Here is an 18,469-nt window from a genome sequence, read left to right on the forward strand (position 1 = left end):
AGCTCACCTCCTGGGGAGCAACAAAGAACGGTGCCATTCATAGAAAGCCGGAAGGACGGTGCGCAGTACGCGGAATGCTGATATTCCACCGCGCAAGGTCCCGATTCGGACGAGTTCATGTTCCGGAGCGTCCACGATCACTCGTACGGCCGCAACCGGACGGGGTCCGGCGCGGGTGGCGGCGCGGAGCGTCGCGGCGGATTCCATGTCCACCGCGATGGCGCCCGCCGTGTGCAGGGCGGCCCGTTCGGCGCCCCGTACGACGTGGTCCGAGCCCACGAGAGGGCCCGTGTGGATGGTGCGCCCCGGCGCGGCACGGGCGAGCTCCTTGGCGAGCCGCTCGGTGCCGACGCACTCGATGCGTCCGGTGGGGTCCTGGGTCTCCCCCGCGACGACGAGGTCGCCCGGGTGCATCCCGGGGACCAGGCCGGCGCAGAAGCCGGTGGCGATGACGGCGGTCCGGCCGGCCGCCGCCTCATCGCCGAGCGCCTGTGCGACGGCACGTTCCGCCGCCAGGGGCCCCATTCCGGTGCGCAGTACGGTCACGGGCCCGGCCGCATCACCGCGGTCGCCGCGCAGCGCGAGGCGTTCGATGCCGAGCGCGCAGGCGATCAGCAGCGGTTCGGGTCGGGGGTCGCCCGTGCCGGGTGCCATCAGTTCTCCTGACGGCCGGCGGTGAAGAGGTCTCCGTACACATAGCGGCCGAGGGCCGTGACGGGGAAGACCTGCCGGTACAGGTGGTAGTTGATGGAGAAGTCCCAGGGGAAGCCGGTGCCCGTGAAGTACGGCTCGTCCCAGGACCCGTCCGGCAGCTGGGTCTCGGCCAGCCAGGCGACGCCGCGTTCGACGGCCTTGCCGTCCCGCTCGCCGGCCGCGAGGAGCGCCATCAGCGCCCAGGCGGTCTGTGAGGCGGAGGAGACGCCGCGCCCGATCCACTCGGGGTCGGCGTAGGAGCGCAGGTCCTCGCCCCAGCCGCCGTCGTCGTTCTGCGCCCCTTCGAGCCAGGCCACGGCGCGCCGGACGGCCCGGTGCGAGGCCGGAATGCCGACGGCGGCGAGTGCGGGGAGCACGGAGCCGGTGCCGTAGACGTAGTTGACGCCCCAGCGGCCGAACCAGGCGCCGTTCTCCTCCTGTTCGGCGAGGAGCCAGTCGATGCCGCGCCGGGTGCGCGGGTCGTGCTGGAGGCCGACGGCGGCGAGCATCTCCACCACGTGGGCGGTGACGTCCGAGGACGGCGGGTCGATGACCTCGCCGAAGTCGCAGAACGGCAGCCGGTTGGGGAACGGGCTGGTGTTGTCGACATCGAAGGCGGCCCACGCGCCGTTCTTCGACTGCATCCCGAGGTTCCAGCGGACGGCCCGCCGGACGGCGTCGTCGACGCGCTCGGCGTCGGGGTGGCGCACCCGTTTGAGGGCGAGCACGACCTCGGCGGTGTCGTCGATGTCCGGGTAGTTGTCGTTGTGGAACTCGAACGCCCAGCCGCCGGGGGCGAGTTCCGGGCGTTTGACCGACCAGTCGCCGGGTCTGTCGATCTGCTCGTCCACCATCCAGCCGACGGCTTTCACCAGCGCCGGATGGTCGGCGGGCACGCCCGCGTCGGCGAGCGCGATGGTGGCGAGGCAAGTGTCCCAGACCGGGGACTGGCACGCCTCGATCATCCGGCTGCCGTCCTCGCGCCAGACCGCGAACCGGTCGAGCGATTCGAGTCCGGCGCGCAGTACCGGGTGGTCGAGGTCGTAGCCGAGGAGGTGCAGCGCGATGACGGAGTAGACGGCGGGCGGCTGGATGCCGCCCCAGCAGCCGTCGTTCTCCTGCCGCTCGATGATCCAGCGCGCCGCGGACTTCAGGGCGGCGCGGCGCAGCGGGCGGACGGGGAACTTCCGGTAGGCGTGCAGCGCCTTGTCCAGCCGCTGGAACGCGCCGTCCCAGCTGGCTGCCGGCGCCATCGGCCGCGGTGGGCTGGGCCGGAGCGGGTCCGTGTGCAGCTCGTCGAGCGCGAACGGCGCGGGCCGTACCGGCCGCAGGGCCGAGACGACGGTGAGCGGCACGATGGTCTGCCGGGCCCAGCAGCCGAAGTCATAGATATTGAGCGGGAACCGCTTCGGCAGATAGACGATCTCGGGCGGCAGTTCCGGCAGGTCGTCCCACTTCCACCAGCCGAACAGGGCCAGCCAGATGCGGGTGAACACGCGGGCTGCGGCGACGCCGCCCTTGCCGCGGATCCAGGCGGCCGCGGCGGTCATGTGCGTCTCGTCCGGCGCGTCGCCGGCGAGCCGCAGGGCTACGTACGCCTCGATGGTGGCCGAGAGCTCGCCGGGCCCCTCGAAGAAGGTGGCCCAGGTGCCGTCCGGTCGCTGCTGCGAACGGATGAACGCACCGGCCGCTTTCGTCGTCTTCTCTTCTTGGATACCCAGGAACTGACGGAGGAGGAGATCCTCGGCGTCCATGGTGACGTTCGTCTCCAGGTCGCCCTTCCACCAGCCCTGCGGGTCCTGTTGTGCCAAAAGGTGTTCAACGGCGCGGGCCGTGGCCCGCTCGGCAGCCGCGAACACCGGGGGCGTTTCGCGGTTCAAAGCGATTCTCTCGCTGGCCGCGGCCGCCCGGGGGTCCGCTGCCCCGGTACTTCCGTCGGTCGTCGCTGTCATGGCTTCCCCTTCTGCAGTACGTCTTCATCTGCCGTCCTGGGGCTTCCGTCGGTCGGCACCCCGGCTGGGCGCCGACCGGCGACTGCGATCTCTAGATCGGGTGAATGGGAATCATCTCTTTCGTACGACCACGAAGTCGGCGAGCGCGACGAACTGCGCCCGGACCTCTGCTTCCATGTCGACTCCGTCGAGAGCCGCGATGGCGGTGGCGTGCTGGCGGCGGGCTTCCTGGGAGGTCCACTCCCGGCCGCCGGCCTCCTCGATCAACGCCGCGCGCTCCGCGAACTCTTCCTCGTCGAAGTCGGCGATCTCGGTCTCGGATTTCTTGGCGTCGGCGGTGAGCATCTCGCCGAGCCGCTCCGAGGCGGGGCCGCCTGCCGCGAGGGCGGCGACCACCGGGAGTGACTTCTTGCGCTGCCGCAGGTCACTCCAGGTCTGTTTGCCGGTGGCCTCCGGGTCGCCCCAGATGCCGAGCAGGTCGTCGACGGCCTGGAAGGCGAGCCCGAGGTGGTAGCCGTACGCTTCCAGCGTGTCGGCCGTACGGTCGTCGGCGCCGCCGAGCACCGCCCCGATGGAGGCGGCGCAGGCGAGCAGCGCGCCCGTCTTGTTGCCCTCCATCTCCAGGCACTCCTCGACGGTGACCCGCTCGCGGTGCTCGTAGGAGATGTCCTGGGCCTGGCCGTCGATGAGCTTGCGGGTGGCGGCGGTGAGGCGGCGGGTGGCGCGGCCGGCCTCGACCGTGCCGAGCTCCAGCAGTATCTCGTTGGCGAGTGCGAAGAGCGCGTCGCCCACGAGGATGGCCTGGGCCGGGCCGTGCACCTTCCACACCGTGTCGCGGTGGCGGCGCTGCTCGTCGCCGTCCATCAGGTCGTCGTGCAGCAGTGAGAAGTTGTGCACGAGTTCCACGGCCACGGCGCCGGGGACGCCCGCTTCGGGGAGCCGGCCCGCGGCCTCCGCGGAGAGCAGGGCGAGGGCGGGGCGTACGGCCTTGCCGCCGTCGCCGTGCGCGGGGTGCCCCTCGGCGTCGATCCAGCCGAAGTGGTAGGCGGCCACGGTGTCCATGGGCGGTGCGAGCCGGTCCACGGCGGCACGCAGCACCGGCGTGGCAAGCGTCCGTCCGCGCTCCAGCAGCGCCAGGACTCCTGCGGTGTCGACAGCTGGGATCGCCGAAGTCACGGTCTCTCCTCTGTTAACGGTGTTGGTGCTCATGCCGCCTCCTGCAACGGGAACTGGAGCGGGCGGCCCAGGTGGGAGAGGGCCGCGGCGGCGGCGCTCAGGCCGCTGCGCACAGCGCCCTCCATGGTCGCGGGCCAGCCGGTGGCGGTCCACGCACCGGCCAGATACAGGCCGGGCGCGTTCGTGGGGGCGGGCGGCCGCAGCCGTCCGACGCCGGGGGTGGGGGCGAACGTCGCGGTCCGCTCCCGGGTGACGAAGAAGTCCCGGACCCCGGCGCCGCGCGCGGCGGGCAGCAGCCGGGCCAGCTCCGGCAGGTACTTGGCGCGCAGTTCGGCGACCGGGCGGTCGATGTCGTCCTGCGCGGCGGACTGGGACACCGCCAGGTACTGGCAGCCCCGCCCGTCGGGGGTGCCGGCGAGGCCGGAGGCGTCGGTGCGGTCGAAGACCCACTGCACGGGGCTGCCGAGCGCGCTGAAGAACGGCCGGCGCAGCACCTTGCGGTCGTAGATGACGTGCAGGTTGAGGATCGGCGCGGTGCCGATGTCCAGCAGTCGGTCGGGGTCGTCGAGGGCTCCGTCGGGGAGCAGGCCGTGCGTCTCGCGCTGCGGTACGGCGAGCACGACGGTGTCCGCTTCGAGCCGCTCGCCGCCCGCGCCGGACTCCGCGTCGACCTGCCAGGCTCCGTCGGCGGTGCGGGTCAGGGCGGTGGCGCGGGTGCGCAGTTCGGTGCGTACGCCGGCCTTGTCGAGGGCGGCGCGGGCGCGGGTGTCGTGGAGTTCGCCGAGCGGTGCGTGGGCCCAGCCGATGTCGGCGGCGCCGGGGGCGGAGAGCAGCCCGGTCTTGAAGACCATGGCGGCGAGGCCCAGCGAGGACTGGTCGGCGGTGGCGTTGAGGGTGGCGACGCCGACGAGGTCCCAGAGCGCTTCGATGGCGCGGTCGGACTGGCCGTGCCGGTGCAGCCAGGTGGCGAAGTCCTCGCCGTCCAGGGCGGGGTCGGCGGGGTCGAGGCCGCCGAGCGCGAGGGCGGCGCGGCCCACGTTGGCGCGCTCGGCGAGGGAGAGGTGCGGGTAGGTGGCGAGGCTCGCCGCGAGGTGCAGCGGTACGGGCAGCGCGGTGCGGCGCAGCCGTCCGAGCCGGGGGCCGCGGGGGTGGGCGACGTCGAGGACGGGCACGTCCAAACGGTCCTGCAGGGGCGCGAGGGCGAGTGCGTCGACGCGTTGGAGGAACCATTGGTAGGCGGTGCAGCAGCGCAGATAGACGTGCTGGCCGTTGTCGACGGTCAGTTCGCCGCGGGTGAAGGAGAAGGCGAGGCCGCCGAGGCGGGGCCGGCCCTCGATCAGCGTGACCCGCAGCCCCTCGTCGGCCAGCGCGAGGGCGGCCGTCACTCCGGCGAGTCCGCCGCCGACGACCACGGCGGCGCCTTCGCCTCGCGCCGGACCGTGCGCTCGGTCGTCCCCGGGGCGCGCCGCGCTCCGGGGCGCGCCGCTCTCAGGGCCCTGCTGTGGGCCGGGTCCGCTCGGTGCCGTCGCCACCGGCCGGGCCGCCCCGTCGGGGCGGCCCGCCGCTCGCGCACTGTGCCGGTCGGGCCGGGCCGTCGTGCGTGGCGTCATGTGCCCACCCCCTCGGCTGGTGAAGTCAGGGACGCGTCAGTCCAGCGGAGGGTTGCGTACCGCTTGGACCACGTGTCCACGTGGGTCGTACGGGCCATCAAGCGCGCCCCCTGGCGGTGTGCCGGACCGTACGGGCGTCGAGCCCGGAGAGTCCGCGGACGGCGACGTACGCCTTCTCGTGTCCGGGCAGAGAGACGCGGCCGCGCAGGACGGCCGCGGGGTCGCGGGCGATGCGGTCGAGCAATCTGCGGTAGATACCGGCCATGGCGGCGACACAGGCGCCGCTGCGCCGGTCGAGCATGGGCAGCAGTTGGAACCCCTCGGCGAAGAGCGCGCGGGCCCGCCGGACCTCGAAGTGCACGAGGCCGGTGAAGTCCGATCCGGCCGGGGGCGTCGAGGAGTTGAACCCGGCGGCGCACCCGAACTTGGCCAGGTCGTCGGCGGGCAGATATGTGCGCCCATTGCCCGCATCTTCGTGCACATCTCTAAGAATATTGGTCAGTTGCAGAGCGAGCCCGAGCGTATCGGCGTACTCGGGAGCGCGCTCGGTGCCACGCACGCCGGGCACCGTACCGAACACGCCCAGCGACAGCCGGCCGATGGCGCCGGCCACGCAGCGGCAGTAGATCTTCAGGTCGTCCCAGGTCTCGTAGGTCTCCCCGTGCACATCCATCAGCACCCCGTCGATGAGCTCGTCGAGCCCACCGAGCGGGAGGTCGAAGCGGCGGGCGGCGTCGGCGAGCGCGACGGCCACCGGGTCGGTGTCGTCCTCGGCGACCGCGCCCTCCTTGACGCGGTCGAGCAGCGCGCGGGTCTCCTCCAGCCGGGCGTGTTTGGCGGCGGGCTCCAGCGTCCCGTCGCCGATGTCGTCCACACGCCGGGAGAACGCGTACAGCGCGGACATGGCGTGCCGCTTCTCGGTCGGCAACAGCCTGATGCCGTAGGCGAAGTTACGGGCCTGCTGCCCGGTGACGGCCTCGCAATAGCTGTACGCGGCGAGTACCGGCGCGGACGCGTGCGGCGATCCGTTCACGGTCCCGCTCACCCCTCTCTTCGCAGTGTCGCCCCCACCTCGCGCAGCAGGCTGAGCTTGGTGGGCTTGGGAGGACCAGGGAGGACATCGTGTCCGGCGGCGGCGACCGCCTTGAGCGCGGCCCTCCCCCCGGCCACGAATCCCGCGAGCAACAGCTTCAGCCTGCCGTGGACGCTACCCACCAGGGGGGTGCCTTCATTCAGCAGCTCCCCGGCGCGTCGCGCCTCGTACGCGACCAGTGCGCGCACTGCCGCGCCGCCGCTCGGGGCGGCGAGATCGGACTCGGTGACGCCGAAGCGCGCCATGTCCTCGGCCGGGAGATAGATGCGGTCGCGCGTGAGGTCCTCGGCGACGTCCTGCAGGTGTTCGACGATCTGCAAGGCGGTGCAGACCGCGTCCGAGCGGCGGTTCCGCTCGGGGCTTGCGGTGCCGGTGATACCGAGCACGAGGCGGCCGACGGGGTTGGCGGACAGCTCGCAGTAAGCGAGGAGTTCGCCGTACGTACCGTAGCGGCGCACGCGCTGGTCCTGGCGGTTGGCCTCGATCAGGCCGCGGAAGGGGTCGGGGGACAGCCCGCACCGGTGGACGGTGGGCCCGAGGGCGCGCAGCAGGGGGTGGCGCGGGGCGGGGCCGTGGCGGTCGAAGACGCGGGCGAGGTCGGCCTCGAAGGCGTCGAGCATGGCGACCCGGTCGTCGGCGCGGTCGCGGCCGAGGCCGAGCAGTTCGGCGTCCCGGCCGCCGGGGGCGAGGTCGCCGTCGCCGATGTCGTCGACGAGGCGGGCGTAGCCGTAGACCGCCATGAGGTCGGTGCGCCAGGCGCGCGGCAGGAAGAAGGGCGCCACGGGGAAGTTCTCGGCGGCCGCCTTGCCGAGCACGGCGCGCTCATGCGCGTCCGTCCCGGCGGTCACCGAGGACTGCCCGGACCGGGGGCGGCTGGTGCGCCTTTTATCCGGAGAGTTCCCATAGCCATTGCCGTCACATCTCCCGTTCTACACTGCCGACCCAGAACATCCTATTTCGGACACGCCGCAGGCCTGTCCGCCCCCCGGACAGCTCCTCGGCGGCGGGCGTCGACACCTCTCGACCCGGCCTGCCGCGAGTCAGCACCGCTACAGCGTACGCCGTACAAGTTCCCGGCGTACGCGGGGGTGCATTCTTGATCCGCTGAACACCGCGGCAGGCGCGAAACTTCCCCCCACCCAGGGCAGTTGGCCAATTCACCGGCGCACGGGCGAGGGCGACGCGCCGTCAGACAGACGCGGGGCCCCCGCCGGTGGTCCGGCGGGGGCCCTGTCGCACGCGTGACCCGGGGGTGGGGGTGTCAGCGGTTGGTCTCCTTCTCGTACGCCTTGATGACCTCGTCCGTCGGACCGTCCATCAGCAGCTCGCCCCGCTCCAGCCACAGCACCCGGTCGCAGGTGTCCCGGATCGACTTGTTGTTGTGACTGACCAGGAACACCGTCCCCGCCTCCTTGCGCAACTCCCGGATCCGCGCCTCCGACCGCTTCTGGAACGACCGGTCCCCCGTCGCCAGCGCCTCATCGATCATCAGCACATCGTGATCCTTCGCCGCCGCGATCGCGAACCGCAGCCGCGCCGCCATCCCCGACGAATACGTCCGCATCGGCAACGAGATGAAATCACCCTTCTCATTGATCCCCGAGAAGTCCACGATCCCCTGATACCGCTCCCGGACCTCCTCCCGCGACATCCCCATCGCCAACCCCCCGAGCATCACATTCTTCTCACCCGTCAGATCATTCATCATCGCCGCGTTCACCCCCAGCAACGACGGCTGCCCATCGGTATACACCCGCCCCCGCTCCGCCGGCAGCAACCCCGCGATCGCCCGCAGCAACGTCGACTTCCCCGACCCGTTCGACCCGATCAAACCGATCGCCTCCCCCCGGTACGAGGCAAAACTCACCCCCTTCACCGCATGCACCTTCCGCACCCCCGCACCCGGCTTCCGCCGCACGATCCGGTTCAGCGCAGCCGTCGCAGTCCCCCGCCCCGAACTCCCCCCATACACCCGGTACACGATATGCAGCTCATCCGCGATCACCGTCGGAACCCGCCCCACACCCCGCCCCGAGCCCAGCCCCGCGCCCTGCACTGCACTCCGCCCCGCGTCCTGCGGCGCTGCGCTCCGGCCGGCATCCTGCGCTGCGTTCTGTTCTGCGTTCCGCTCAGCCACGGCCGTACTGCTCCTCAGCCTTCCAGAAATACACGAACCCCCCGGCCCCCACCACCAGCGCCCAGCCCACCGCCAGCGCCCACACATGCGGCGGCAGCTTCCCCGCACCGAAACTGTCGATCATCGCGAACCGCATCAGATCAATGAACACCGACGCCGGATTCGCCCCCAGCACCTCGATCACCCAATGCGGCGCATGCGCCTTCCGCAACTGATCCGTCATGCTGTACATCACCCCGGACGCATACATCCACGTCCGCAGAATGAACGGCAGCAACTGCGCCAAGTCCGGCGTCTTGCTCCCCATCCGCGCCATCGCCAACGCCAGCCCGGTATTGAACACGAACTGCAGCACCAACGTCGGCACAATGATCAGCCACGCCGCATCCGGATAATGCCCGCACGCGATCAGCACCACAAACAGCACACACATCGAGAACAGCAACTGCTGCAACTGCTGCAACGCAAAGGAAATCGGCAGTGCCGCCCGCGGAAAATGCAGCGCCCGCACCAGCCCCAAATTCCCCGCGATGGCCCGCACCCCCGCCATCGCCGAACTCTGGGTGAACGTAAAAACAAAAACACCCGTCACCAGGAAGGGAATATAAATCCCCATCCCACCCATCGCCTTACCCCGCTGCATCAACACACCGAAGATAAAGAAATACACCATGGCATTCAGCAACGGCGTCGCAACCTGCCACACCTGACCCAGCTTCGCCTGACTGTACTGCGCCGTCAGCTTCGCCCGGGAAAAGGCCACAATAAAATGCCGCCGATCCCACAACTGCCGCACATACTCCCCGAGCCCCGGCCGGGCACCACTCACCGCGAGACCATACTTCTTGGCCAGATCGGCGGCGGAGAGTCCATCGTCGGGTGAAGGCGGGGCACTCATGGCGACCGCACTGTCGTGCGTTGTCTCGCTCACAGTTGACACTTTCGTCCTCAAGGTGCGCTGCCGGGGCCGTGCCCCGGATCGCGCCCGATGCTCTCAGACAAGAGCCTGTCAGATCACGGGAGGCCGGCCCAGCCGGGTCAGGCGCCAAACGGTACGCCACTTCATGGGGCGCCGCGGACCACAGGATGCGGCCCAGCCCTCCTTGAAACCGCCGAGCCAGGCGCGCAGCGCGGGCATGGAAGGACGCCGGGCCAGAGTGAGCAGCAGCCAGACCCCGAGATAGACCGGGACGAGCGGGGCGGGCAGGTTCCGGCGGGCCAGCCAGACCCGGTTGCGGGCCACCATGCGGTGGTAGACGGCGTGCCGGCTGGGGGCCGTGGTGGGGTGGTGCAGCACCAGGTCCGACCGGTAGTCGATCATCCAGCCCGCGTCGAGGGCCCGCCAGGCCAGGTCGGTCTCCTCGTGCGCGTAGAAGAACTCGTCCGGCAACCCGCCGACCTCGGCGAAGACCTTCGTACGGGCGGCGTTGGCGCCGCCGAGGAAGGTGGTGACGCGCGAGGACCGCATGGGGTCGGCGGCGCGCAGCCGCGGCACGTGGCGGCGCTGGGTGATGCCGGTCTCGGGGTCCGCGATCCGGAAGCTGATGATGCCCAGCTCCGGGTCGGCGGCGAACGCCTCGCGGCACAGCCGGGCCGTGTCCCGGCCCGGCAGCAGGCCGTCGTCGTCGAGGAAGAGCAGGATGTCGACGTCCTGCCCGCCGGGGCCGAACGCCTCGATGCCGACGTTGCGGCCTGCCGGGATGCCCACGTTCTCGGGCAGCTCGACGGTCCGTACGGCCAGGCCCTCGACGTTCAGTTCGGGCAGTGGGGAGCCGTTGCCGACGACGACGACCTCGATCGGGTCGCCCTCCTGCTCGGCCACCGAGTGGAGCAGCGCGCGCAGTTCGTCGGGGCGGTTGCCCATGGTGAGGACGACCGCGCCGACGCTCGCGCTCGCGGCGCTCACTTGAGCCTGCTGGAGGCGAGGACGGACACCAGGTGCAGCAGGGTCTGGAGGATCGCGATGCCGGCCAGGACGGCGACGCCGAGCCGGGAGAAGAACAGGTCGCCCCTGATGGAGTCCACGATCGCGAGGAGAAGGATCAGCAGGGACGCCTCGATGCAGAGGACGAGCCGGTGGAACTTCAGCGCCCCGGCGGCCCGGCGGGCCAGCGCCATGCCGGACGAGCGCGGCTCGGACGCCGCCTCCTTGACCGGCGGCAGGCCGCTCTGGTGGCGGGCGACGCCGACGAGGTCGGTCTCGGCCTTGATCAGGATGGCGCCGAGGGCGGCGAGGGTGCCGAGGAAGGCCCACAGCCAGTCGATCCGGCCGGGGCCCCACAGGTCGGCGGCGCGCATGCCGAAGCCGACCAGTACCGCGGCGTCGCACAGATAGGCGCCGACGCGGTCCAGGTACACCCCGCCGAGCGAGAACTGCTTCTTCCAGCGGGCGATCTCGCCGTCGACGCAGTCGAGCAGGAGGTAGAGCTGGACCATCAGCACGCCGAGCACGGCGCCCGGTATCCCCGGCACCAGGAGGGCCGGGGCCGCGAGGACGCCGAAGACGGTCATCAGGTAGGTCAGCTGGTTGGGCGTGACCCGCGTGTTCACCAGGTACCGGTCGCAGCGCAGCGAGATCTCTCGCATGTACATGCGCCCGGCCCAGTGCTCACCGCTGCGCCGGTCCTTCACGCCCGCGGGGTGAACGACCGGGCGGAGTTCAGCTACTGATGGCTTTTGCATAGTCGGCGAATGCGTCCCTGATCTGATCGGTGGACAGGTCCAGGTGTTCCAGGATGGTGAAGCGCCCGGGGCGGGTCTGCGGTGCGTACTCGACGACCTTGACGAACTCCTCGACGCCGAAGCCGATCTCCTCGGGCAGCACCGGCAGACCGTGGCGCCGCAGCACCTCGACCATCAGCGCGGATTCCTCGCGGGCGCCGCGCAGGTACATCGCGAAGGCCGCGCCGAGGCCGCACTGCTCGCCGTGGCTGGCGGCGCGCTTCGGGTAGAGCAGGTCGAAGGCGTGGTTGATCTCGTGGCACGCGCCGGAGGCCGGACGGCTGTCGCCGGCCACCGACATGGAGATGCCGGTGAGCACCAGGCCCTCGGCGAGCACGGTCAGGAAGCCGTCGTCGCCGACGCCGCCGGGGTGGCGCAGCACGGCCTCGCCGGCCTGGCGGGCCATGGCGGCGGCCAGCCCGTCGATGTCCTCGCCGCGCTCGCGGTGGGCGAGCTCCCAGTCCGCGACGGCCGAGATGTTGGAGATGGCGTCGCCGATGCCGGAGCGCACGAAGCGGACCGGGGCCTCACGGATGACGTCGAGGTCGATGACGACGGCGATCGGGTTCGGGACGCCGTACGAGCCGCGGCCCGCGTCGTTGTCCAGGGTCGCGACCGGCGAGCAGAGGCCGTCGTGCGAGAGGTTGGTCGCGACGGCGACCAGGGGCAGCCCGATACGGGCGGCGGCGTACTTCGCGCAGTCGATGATCTTGCCGCCGCCGAGGCCGACGACCGCGTCGTAGCGGCCCGACTTCATGGCGTCGCCGAGCTTGATCGCGTCGTCCAGGGTGCCGCCGCCGACCTCGTACCAGTCGGCGCCCGGCAGCGCGGGCGCGAGCCGCTCGCGCAGCTTCGCGCCCGAGCCGCCGCTGATCGCGACGGCGAGCTTGCCGGAGCTGGAGATGCGCTGGTCGGCGAGGACGCCGGCCAGGTCGTTCAGGGCTCCGGCGCGGATGTCGACGACCAGCGGCGAGGGGATGAGCCTCGTCAGTACTGGCACGCGATCTCACGGCCCTTCGCGAGGTCGTCGTGGTTGTCGATCTCGACCCACTTGAGGTCGCCGATCGGCGCGGTGTCGATCCTGAAGCCGCGGTTGATGAGCTCCTGGTAGCCGTCCTCGTAGTAGAGGTCGGGGTCCTTCTCGAAGGTGGCCTTCAGCGCGTCGGCGAGCTCCTCGGCGGCCTCGGCCTCGATGAGGGTGACGCCGATGTACTCGCCGGTGGCGGACTCGGGGTCCATGAGCTTGGTGATCCGCTGGGCGCCCTGGTCGGGGTCGACGACGACCTTCATCTCCTCGTCGGCCAGGTTCTTGACCGTGTCGAGGGCGAGGATGATCTTCTGGCCCTGGCCGCGGGCGTCCAGCAGGGTCCGCTCGACGGAGACCGGGTGCACGGTGTCGCCGTTGGCGAGGATCACGCCCTGCTTGATGACGTCACGAGCGCACCACAGGGAGTAGGCGTTGTTCCACTCCTCGGCCTTGTCGTTGTCGATCAGGGTGAGCTTGAGGCCGTACTTCGCCTCCAGCGCCGCCTTGCGCTCGTACACGGCCTCCTTGCGGTAGCCGACGACGATGGCGACCTCGCTCAGGCCGACCTCCGCGAAGTTGCCGAGGGTCAGGTCGAGGACCGTGATCGACTCCTCCGCCCCCTCGGGTCCCACCGGCACCAGGGCCTTGGGCAGGGTGTCGGTGTAGGGGCGCAGACGCCGTCCAGCGCCGGCTGCCAGCACGAGGCCGATCATGCGGGTTCTCCTGTTTCGTCGTGTACTGCGGGTGCCTTGGAGGACACCCAGAAGCGGATGCTCTCGCTGAGCACCGCGAGCGCGATGGCGGTCGCGAGGACCGTCAGCGCGATGGTGAAACCTTGGCCGTGCCACAGGGCGGCGGCGGCCATGACCACCAGGACCCGCCCCTCGTGCCCGCCGGTCATCCGGACCAGCCAGTGCGGGGGCGCTCCGGTGCCGCCGCGGATGCGGTAGACCGTGTCGTAGTGATGGTAGGCGACCGCGGCCACCAGTCCGAAAGCGGCGGGCAGGGCCCCGTTCACCCCCGATTGGGCGGCGAGCAGCAGGATGATGCCGTACTCGGCGGCGCGGAAGAACGGGGGGATCAGCCAGTCCAGCGGGCCCTTCAGCGGCCGGGCGACGGCGCAGCCGGCGAACACCGCGTACACGACGGCCTGCGGGAAGGCCCGCCAGGTGCCGACGCTGCCGGTGAGGACCGGGCCGACGAACAGGCAGACGGCGGCCAGCAGGGCCCAATAGGGGGCGTTGTACGTGCCGGTGGGCAGGGTGCGTCCGAGGGTCCGTACGACGCCTTCCGCGAGCGGGCCCGAGTCGGCGAGGTCCGCGAGCGCCTGGGCGGCGCGGTCGGTGCGGCGGGCCTTGCGGGTCAGGGAGCGCAGCACGCGGCCCGCGGTGGTGTAGCAGGCGGCCAGCGCGCAGCCGACGAGCAGGACGTAGAAGACGATGCGCGGGGTGGTGAGCGCGGTCAGCACGGCGATCATGGCCCAGCGCTCGCCGATGGGCAGCACGATCATCCGGCGCAGCCAGACGGTCCAGCCGACGCTGTCGAGCCGGTCGGAGAGGGCGGCCGTGGGGCTGGTGTTGGCGCTGGCGTCGTGGTTGGCCTCGTTGAAGGAGAAGTCGACGACGTGGCGGCAGGTCTGGAGGACCATCGCGCCGAGCGCCAGCGCCCATACGTCGTCGTGGCCGCCGCCGTGGGCCGCGCCGATGGCGAGCCCCGCGTAGTAGGCGTACTCCTTGGCCCGGTCGAACGTCGCGTCGAGCCAGGCGCCGAGCGTGGAGTACTGGAGGGAGTAGCGGGCCAGCTGCCCGTCGGTGCAGTCGAGGACGAAGGAGGCGAGCAGCAGCACGCCGGCCGCGACGAAGCCGGGCCGGGTGCCGGTGGCCGCGCAGGCCGCGGCGATGAGCGCGGTGATCAGGGAGGCGGTGGTGACCTGGTTGGGGGTCAGGCCGCGGCGGGCGCACCAGCGGGCGATGTACCGGGAGTACGGGCTGATGCAGTAGGTGGTGAAGAACCCGTCGCGGGACTTCACCGCGGTGCGCAGCCGTACGGCTTCCTCGTCGACGTTCTCGACGCCGGCGCGCGCGGCGGCACGGGCCTCGCCGTCCGCCGGGACGGCGGCGACCAGGACGCCGAGGTCGGGCCGGTGGACGGTGGCGCCCTCGGTGTCCAGGGCGCCGGCGATCTCGTCGGGCAGGACGGTCGCGGCGGCGGTCGCCGTGGTGTGCGCGGCACCGGGGGTGTTCTCGGCGGCGGCCGAGACGGCGCGGGTCAGGGCGGCGCGCGCCTCGGGCTGCGCCGTGAGCGCTCCGGTGACGGCGGCGGCGGGGAAGCGGGGGTCGGTCAGGGCGAGGCGCAGGCTGTGTACGTGTCCCACGAAGCGGGCATCGACCAGCGCCACGCGTCCCTGGGGAGGGAGCGCGGCCAGCGCCGTCGCGGCATCGGCGGCGTCGGCCGCCATACGCACGTCGAAGCCCAGCGACCGCAGGTCGTCCGCGAGGGACGAGCCGGCGACCGGCGGGCCGGTGAGAATGGCGGTGGACAGACGAACTCACTCCTCGGAAGCTGGCATGGCGGCCACGGGTCCTGGGGTGTCCGGGCAGCGGGCGTGGTGCGCCTCGGCCCTGGTCGGGCGGGCGGCACGTCGGCAGAGGCTATCGGATCACCGGCGGACGCCGTTCACCGCACGTGCACCCCGGCTTCCCCCGGCGGACAGGACGTCCGGTGGCCGTCACAAGTTCCGGCCGCGCGGGGGCGGGTGCAAGCGACAGCATGGTCGATCCCCGCCGCGCTGAACAAATGAACGTGTTGCGGCGCTGTGGGTAGGGTGCCGTCATGACGTGGCTGATCACAGGCGGGGCGGGATATATCGGAGCGCATGTGGCGCGGGCGATGGCGGCGGCCGGTGAGCGGGTGGTCGTGCTCGACGACTTCTCCAGCGGCATCGCGGAGCGCCTGCCGGCGGAGGTCCCGGCGGTACGGGGCTCGGTCGGCGACCGTGCGCTGCTGGACCGTACGCTCGCGGACCATGAGGTGCGGGGGGTGGTGCATCTGGCGGCGAGGAAGCAGGTCGGAGAGTCGGTCGAGCGCCCGCTGTACTACTACCGGGAGAACATGGGCGGGCTGACGCAGCTGCTGGAGGCGGCCGTCGCCGCCCGGGTGGAGAGCTTCGTGTTCTCCTCGTCCGCGGCGGTCTACGGCATGCCGGACGTGGATCTGGTCACCGAGGACACCCCGTGTGCGCCGATGAATCCGTACGGCGAGACGAAGCTGGCCGGTGAGTGGCTGGTACGGGCCACGGGCGCGGCCCACGGCCTGGCGACGGCCTGCCTGCGGTATTTCAACGTGGCGGGCGCCGCCGGCCCGGAGCTGGCCGACACCGGGGTGTACAACATCATCCCGATGATGTTCGACCGGATCACGCGCGGCGAGGCCCCGCGGATCTTCGGTGACGACTACGCGACGCCGGACGGCACGTGCATCCGCGACTACGTCCATGTCGAGGATCTGGCCGAGGCGCATCTGGCGGCGGCCCGGGCACTGTCCGGGCGCGGCGGGGGCGATCTGACGGTGAACGTGGGCACGGGCGAGGGGGTGTCCGTACGTGAGATGGCCGATCTGATCGGGGAGATCACCGGGCACCGGGGGCCCGAGCCGGTGGTCGGGCCGCGCCGCCCGGGCGATCCGGCGCGCGTCATCGCGTCGTGCGAACTGGCCGCGAAGGAGCTGGGGTTCAGTACCCGGCACGATGTGCGCTCCATGGTCGCCTCGGCCTGGGAGGGCTGGTGCCACCACCGTCCCCAGGCGCTCCAGGACTGAGCTCGATACCCCGTTTCCCCAGGTCAGAGCCTTGATCGGCGGGGTTCGGCGTCGCGTTGCCGGTACCCCCCGCCCGTAGTTCACTGGAGCCCGGCCGGCTGCCGCCGGTCGGGCGGCGGACTCGGGAGGCTCGTCGATGGGCGCAGGGCACGACCACGGGGGGCCGCCGCCCGCGGGCGGCACGGGGACGGCGGCGGCCGCGTACCGGGGGCGGCTGCGGATCGCGCTCGCCATCACGGTCTCGGTGCTGGCCGCCGAGCTCGTCGGCAGCGCGCTGACCGGGTCGCTGGCGCTGCTGGCGGACGCGGGCCATATGGCGACGGATGCCATCGGGGTCTCGATGGCGCTGGTGGCGATCCATTTCGCGAACCGCCCGCCGAGCCCCCGGCGGACCTTCGGCTACGCGCGCGCCGAGATCCTGGCGGCGCTGCTGAACTGTCTGCTGCTGCTGGGCGTCGGCGGGTTCATCCTCTTCGAGGCCGTCGGGCGGCTGGCGGATCCGGCGGAGGTGCCGGGCGGCACGACGGTCGTCTTCGGTCTGGTCGGCATGGTGGCCAACCTGGTCTCGCTGGCGCTGCTGGTGCGCGGCCAGCGGGAGAGCCTCAATGTCCGCGGGGCCTTCCTGGAGGTGCTCTCGGACGCTCTGGGTTCGCTGGCCGTGGTGGTCGCGGCCCTGGTGATCATGGCCACGGGGTGGGTGCGGGCCGACCCCGTGGCCTCCCTGGTGATCGGGCTGATGATCGTGCCGCGTACGGTCAAACTGCTCCGCGAGGCGCTCGACGTGCTGCTGGAGGCCGCGCCGAAGAATGTCGACATGGCCGCGGTACGGTCGCACATCGCCGCCTTGCCCGGTGTGGAGGGCGTGCACGATCTGCATGTCTGGACGATCACGTCCGGGATGCCGGTGCTCTCCGCGCATGTGGTGGTGGACCGGCGAATCCTGGACGCCACGGGGCACGGAAGGATGCTGCACGACCTCCAGGGCTGTCTGGGCACCCACTTCGACGTGGAGCACTGCACGTTCCAGTTGGAGCCGAGCGGACATGCGGAGCACGAAGCGAGGCTCTGTCACTGACGCCGGTACCGCGTACGGCAGACTTGATGGCCGAAGACCGACAACGAGGATGGTCCATGCCGATCACACCAGCCGAAGGCCGCGCCACGGACACCGCTGCGGTCCCCACCGCCCCCAACGGTGCCACCGAACCGATCATGCTGGAGCTGGTCGACGAGCACGGCACGACCATCGGCACCGCGGAGAAGCTCTCCGCCCATATCGCCCCCGGCCGGCTGCACCGCGCCTTCTCGGTCTTCCTCTTCGACGACAGCGGGCGGCTGCTCCTCCAGCGCCGGGCGCTGGGCAAGTACCACTCCCCCGGCGTCTGGTCGAACACCTGCTGCGGCCACCCCTACCCGGCCGAGCCGCCCTTCGTCGCCGCAGCCCGCCGGACCGGCGAGGAGCTGGGTGTGGCGCCCGCGCTGATGCGCGAGGCGGGCACGGTCCGCTACAACCACCCGGACCCCGCGTCGGGCCTGGTGGAGCAGGAGTACAACCACCTCTTCGCGGGGCTGGTGCGGGACCCGCTGCGGCCGGACCCCGAGGAGATCGGCGAGACGGCGTTCGTGTCGCCGGCCGAGCTGGACGCGCTGCGCGAGCGGGGACCGTTCTCGGCCTGGTTCATGACGGTACTGGACACCGCGCGCCCGGTGATCCGGGAGATCACCGGGCCGGAGGCAGGTTGGTAGCCGACGTCGTGGGCAGCGGCAGGGCGGCCCAGATCACCTTGCCGCCGCTCGCGGTGTGCTCCACGTCGCACTCGCCGCCCGCCTCATAGGTGACCGTCTTGACCAGCAGCAGGCCGCGGCCGCCGATCCGCTCGTCGTCCGCTTCGAGCGCCTTGGGCCGGTAGGGGTGCTCGTCCTCGACGGCGACGCGCACCCATTTCGCCCCGATGGAGACCTCCACCGCGATCTCCGGCGAGAGCAGCGCGGCGTGCCGCACGGAGTTGGTGACCAGCTCGGAGACGATCAGCAGCAGATTCTGCACCAGGTCGTCGGAGGCCGGTACGCGCTGGTGGGCGAGCAGGTCCCGGACGGCGTGTCTGGCCTGGGGCACCGAGGAGTCGAGCGCGGGAGCCGTGAACCGCCAGGACCCTTCGTACTCGATCGGCCTTCGAGGCGGGGCCTGCCCCGGGTCGGGCGGCACGCTCCCGAGGATTTCCATGTCCGATACCCACCCATCGC

General features: G+C 71.6%; 17 protein-coding genes. 3 read left to right on the forward strand and 14 right to left on the reverse strand.

Going from position 1 to position 18,469, the window contains the following annotated elements; all coding sequences use genetic code 11:
• Positions 1 to 3 precede the first annotated feature (3 nt).
• From AC07AB_RS05220 to AC07AB_RS05280, 13 genes are all read right to left on the reverse strand, one after another.
• Entirely contained in the window at positions 4 to 654 is a 651-nt protein-coding gene (locus AC07AB_RS05220; RefSeq protein WP_478560286.1) for a phosphorylase family protein, read from the reverse strand.
• Entirely contained in the window at positions 654 to 2,645 is a 1,992-nt protein-coding gene (gene shc / locus AC07AB_RS05225) for a squalene--hopene cyclase (RefSeq protein ID WP_478560289.1), read from the reverse strand. The genes AC07AB_RS05220 and shc overlap by 1 nt, the downstream gene beginning before the upstream one ends.
• A gap of 111 nt (positions 2,646 to 2,756) precedes the next feature.
• Positions 2,757 to 3,854 carry a polyprenyl synthetase family protein gene (locus AC07AB_RS05230; protein ID WP_478560292.1) on the reverse strand — a complete coding sequence of 366 codons (1,098 nt, stop codon included), beginning with the start codon at positions 3,852 to 3,854 and terminating at the stop codon, positions 2,757 to 2,759.
• Complete coding sequence (hpnE, locus tag AC07AB_RS05235; protein ID WP_478560295.1) at positions 3,851 to 5,431, reverse strand: hydroxysqualene dehydroxylase HpnE; 1,581 nt, start codon at positions 5,429 to 5,431, stop codon at positions 3,851 to 3,853. Before hpnE ends, AC07AB_RS05230 begins: the two co-directional genes overlap by 4 nt.
• Before the next feature lie 97 nt (positions 5,432 to 5,528).
• A complete protein-coding gene (hpnD, locus tag AC07AB_RS05240; RefSeq protein WP_478560297.1) occupies positions 5,529 to 6,476 on the reverse strand; it encodes a presqualene diphosphate synthase HpnD in 948 nt (315 codons plus the stop codon).
• Positions 6,473 to 7,339, reverse strand: a complete 867-nt coding sequence (gene hpnC, locus AC07AB_RS05245) for a squalene synthase HpnC (RefSeq protein WP_478561549.1) — start codon at positions 7,337 to 7,339, stop codon at positions 6,473 to 6,475. The genes hpnD and hpnC overlap by 4 nt, the downstream gene beginning before the upstream one ends.
• Before the next feature lie 446 nt (positions 7,340 to 7,785).
• A complete protein-coding gene (locus tag AC07AB_RS05250; RefSeq protein ID WP_478561552.1) occupies positions 7,786 to 8,565 on the reverse strand; it encodes an ABC transporter ATP-binding protein in 780 nt (259 codons plus the stop codon).
• 88 nt (positions 8,566 to 8,653) lie between these two features.
• Positions 8,654 to 9,592, reverse strand: a complete 939-nt coding sequence (locus tag AC07AB_RS05255) for an ABC transporter permease (protein WP_478560300.1) — start codon at positions 9,590 to 9,592, stop codon at positions 8,654 to 8,656.
• Between the two features lie 78 nt (positions 9,593 to 9,670).
• Positions 9,671 to 10,525, reverse strand: a complete 855-nt coding sequence (locus tag AC07AB_RS05260) for a glycosyltransferase family 2 protein (protein WP_478561554.1) — start codon at positions 10,523 to 10,525, stop codon at positions 9,671 to 9,673.
• 38 nt (positions 10,526 to 10,563) lie between these two features.
• The gene (locus AC07AB_RS05265; RefSeq protein WP_478560303.1) at positions 10,564 to 11,343 is read right to left on the reverse strand and encodes a CDP-alcohol phosphatidyltransferase family protein; all 780 of its coding nucleotides are present in this window, start codon (positions 11,341 to 11,343) and stop codon (positions 10,564 to 10,566) included.
• Complete coding sequence (locus tag AC07AB_RS05270) at positions 11,321 to 12,382, reverse strand: iron-containing alcohol dehydrogenase family protein (RefSeq protein ID WP_478560306.1); 1,062 nt, start codon at positions 12,380 to 12,382, stop codon at positions 11,321 to 11,323. The genes AC07AB_RS05265 and AC07AB_RS05270 overlap by 23 nt, the downstream gene beginning before the upstream one ends.
• Complete coding sequence (locus AC07AB_RS05275) at positions 12,370 to 13,122, reverse strand: phosphocholine cytidylyltransferase family protein (protein WP_478560309.1); 753 nt, start codon at positions 13,120 to 13,122, stop codon at positions 12,370 to 12,372. The genes AC07AB_RS05270 and AC07AB_RS05275 overlap by 13 nt, the downstream gene beginning before the upstream one ends.
• A complete protein-coding gene (locus AC07AB_RS05280) occupies positions 13,119 to 14,951 on the reverse strand; it encodes a DUF5941 domain-containing protein (RefSeq protein ID WP_478561557.1) in 1,833 nt (610 codons plus the stop codon). Before AC07AB_RS05280 ends, AC07AB_RS05275 begins: the two co-directional genes overlap by 4 nt.
• A 290-nt stretch (positions 14,952 to 15,241) precedes the next feature.
• On the opposite strand from AC07AB_RS05280, the gene galE reads away from it, so the two are divergent.
• The 3 genes from galE to idi all read left to right on the forward strand — a co-directional run bounded on the left by galE (position 15,242) and on the right by idi (position 17,971).
• Entirely contained in the window at positions 15,242 to 16,225 is a 984-nt protein-coding gene (galE, locus tag AC07AB_RS05285) for a UDP-glucose 4-epimerase GalE (RefSeq protein ID WP_478560312.1), read from the forward strand.
• 136 nt (positions 16,226 to 16,361) lie between these two features.
• Positions 16,362 to 17,300, forward strand: coding sequence for a cation diffusion facilitator family transporter (locus AC07AB_RS05290; protein ID WP_478560315.1), 939 nt, complete (start codon positions 16,362 to 16,364; stop codon positions 17,298 to 17,300).
• A gap of 56 nt (positions 17,301 to 17,356) precedes the next feature.
• Positions 17,357 to 17,971 (forward strand): isopentenyl-diphosphate Delta-isomerase, encoded by a 615-nt coding sequence (idi, locus tag AC07AB_RS05295; RefSeq protein WP_478560318.1) that lies wholly within the window; start codon positions 17,357 to 17,359, stop codon positions 17,969 to 17,971.
• Here the strand turns inward: idi and AC07AB_RS05300 are convergent.
• Positions 17,946 to 18,449, reverse strand: a complete 504-nt coding sequence (locus AC07AB_RS05300; RefSeq protein ID WP_478560321.1) for an ATP-binding protein — start codon at positions 18,447 to 18,449, stop codon at positions 17,946 to 17,948. The two genes, idi and AC07AB_RS05300, sit on opposite strands and share 26 nt — an antisense overlap.
• Between the last annotated feature and the right edge of the window lie 20 nt (positions 18,450 to 18,469).

Source organism: Streptomyces sp. NPDC044033 (assembly GCF_056434425.1).

Bases quoted from the DNA above. Each gene is read 5' to 3' on its own strand.
- AC07AB_RS05220 (WP_478560286.1), bottom strand. From the start codon at position 654: ATGGCACCCGGCACGGGCGACCCCCGACCCGAACCGCTGCTGATCGCC.
- shc (WP_478560289.1), bottom strand. From the start codon at position 2,645: ATGACAGCGACGACCGACGGAAGTACCGGGGCAGCGGACCCCCGGGCG.
- AC07AB_RS05230 (WP_478560292.1), bottom strand. From the start codon at position 3,854: ATGAGCACCAACACCGTTAACAGAGGAGAGACCGTGACTTCGGCGATC.
- hpnE (WP_478560295.1), bottom strand. From the start codon at position 5,431: ATGACGCCACGCACGACGGCCCGGCCCGACCGGCACAGTGCGCGAGCG.
- AC07AB_RS05260 (WP_478561554.1), bottom strand. From the start codon at position 10,525: ATGGGCAACCGCCCCGACGAACTGCGCGCGCTGCTCCACTCGGTGGCC.
- AC07AB_RS05265 (WP_478560303.1), bottom strand. From the start codon at position 11,343: ATGCAAAAGCCATCAGTAGCTGAACTCCGCCCGGTCGTTCACCCCGCG.
- AC07AB_RS05275 (WP_478560309.1), bottom strand. From the start codon at position 13,122: ATGATCGGCCTCGTGCTGGCAGCCGGCGCTGGACGGCGTCTGCGCCCC.
- galE (WP_478560312.1), top strand. From the start codon at position 15,242: ATGACGTGGCTGATCACAGGCGGGGCGGGATATATCGGAGCGCATGTG.
- AC07AB_RS05290 (WP_478560315.1), top strand. From the start codon at position 16,362: ATGGGCGCAGGGCACGACCACGGGGGGCCGCCGCCCGCGGGCGGCACG.
- idi (WP_478560318.1), top strand. From the start codon at position 17,357: ATGCCGATCACACCAGCCGAAGGCCGCGCCACGGACACCGCTGCGGTC.
- AC07AB_RS05300 (WP_478560321.1), bottom strand. From the start codon at position 18,449: ATGGAAATCCTCGGGAGCGTGCCGCCCGACCCGGGGCAGGCCCCGCCT.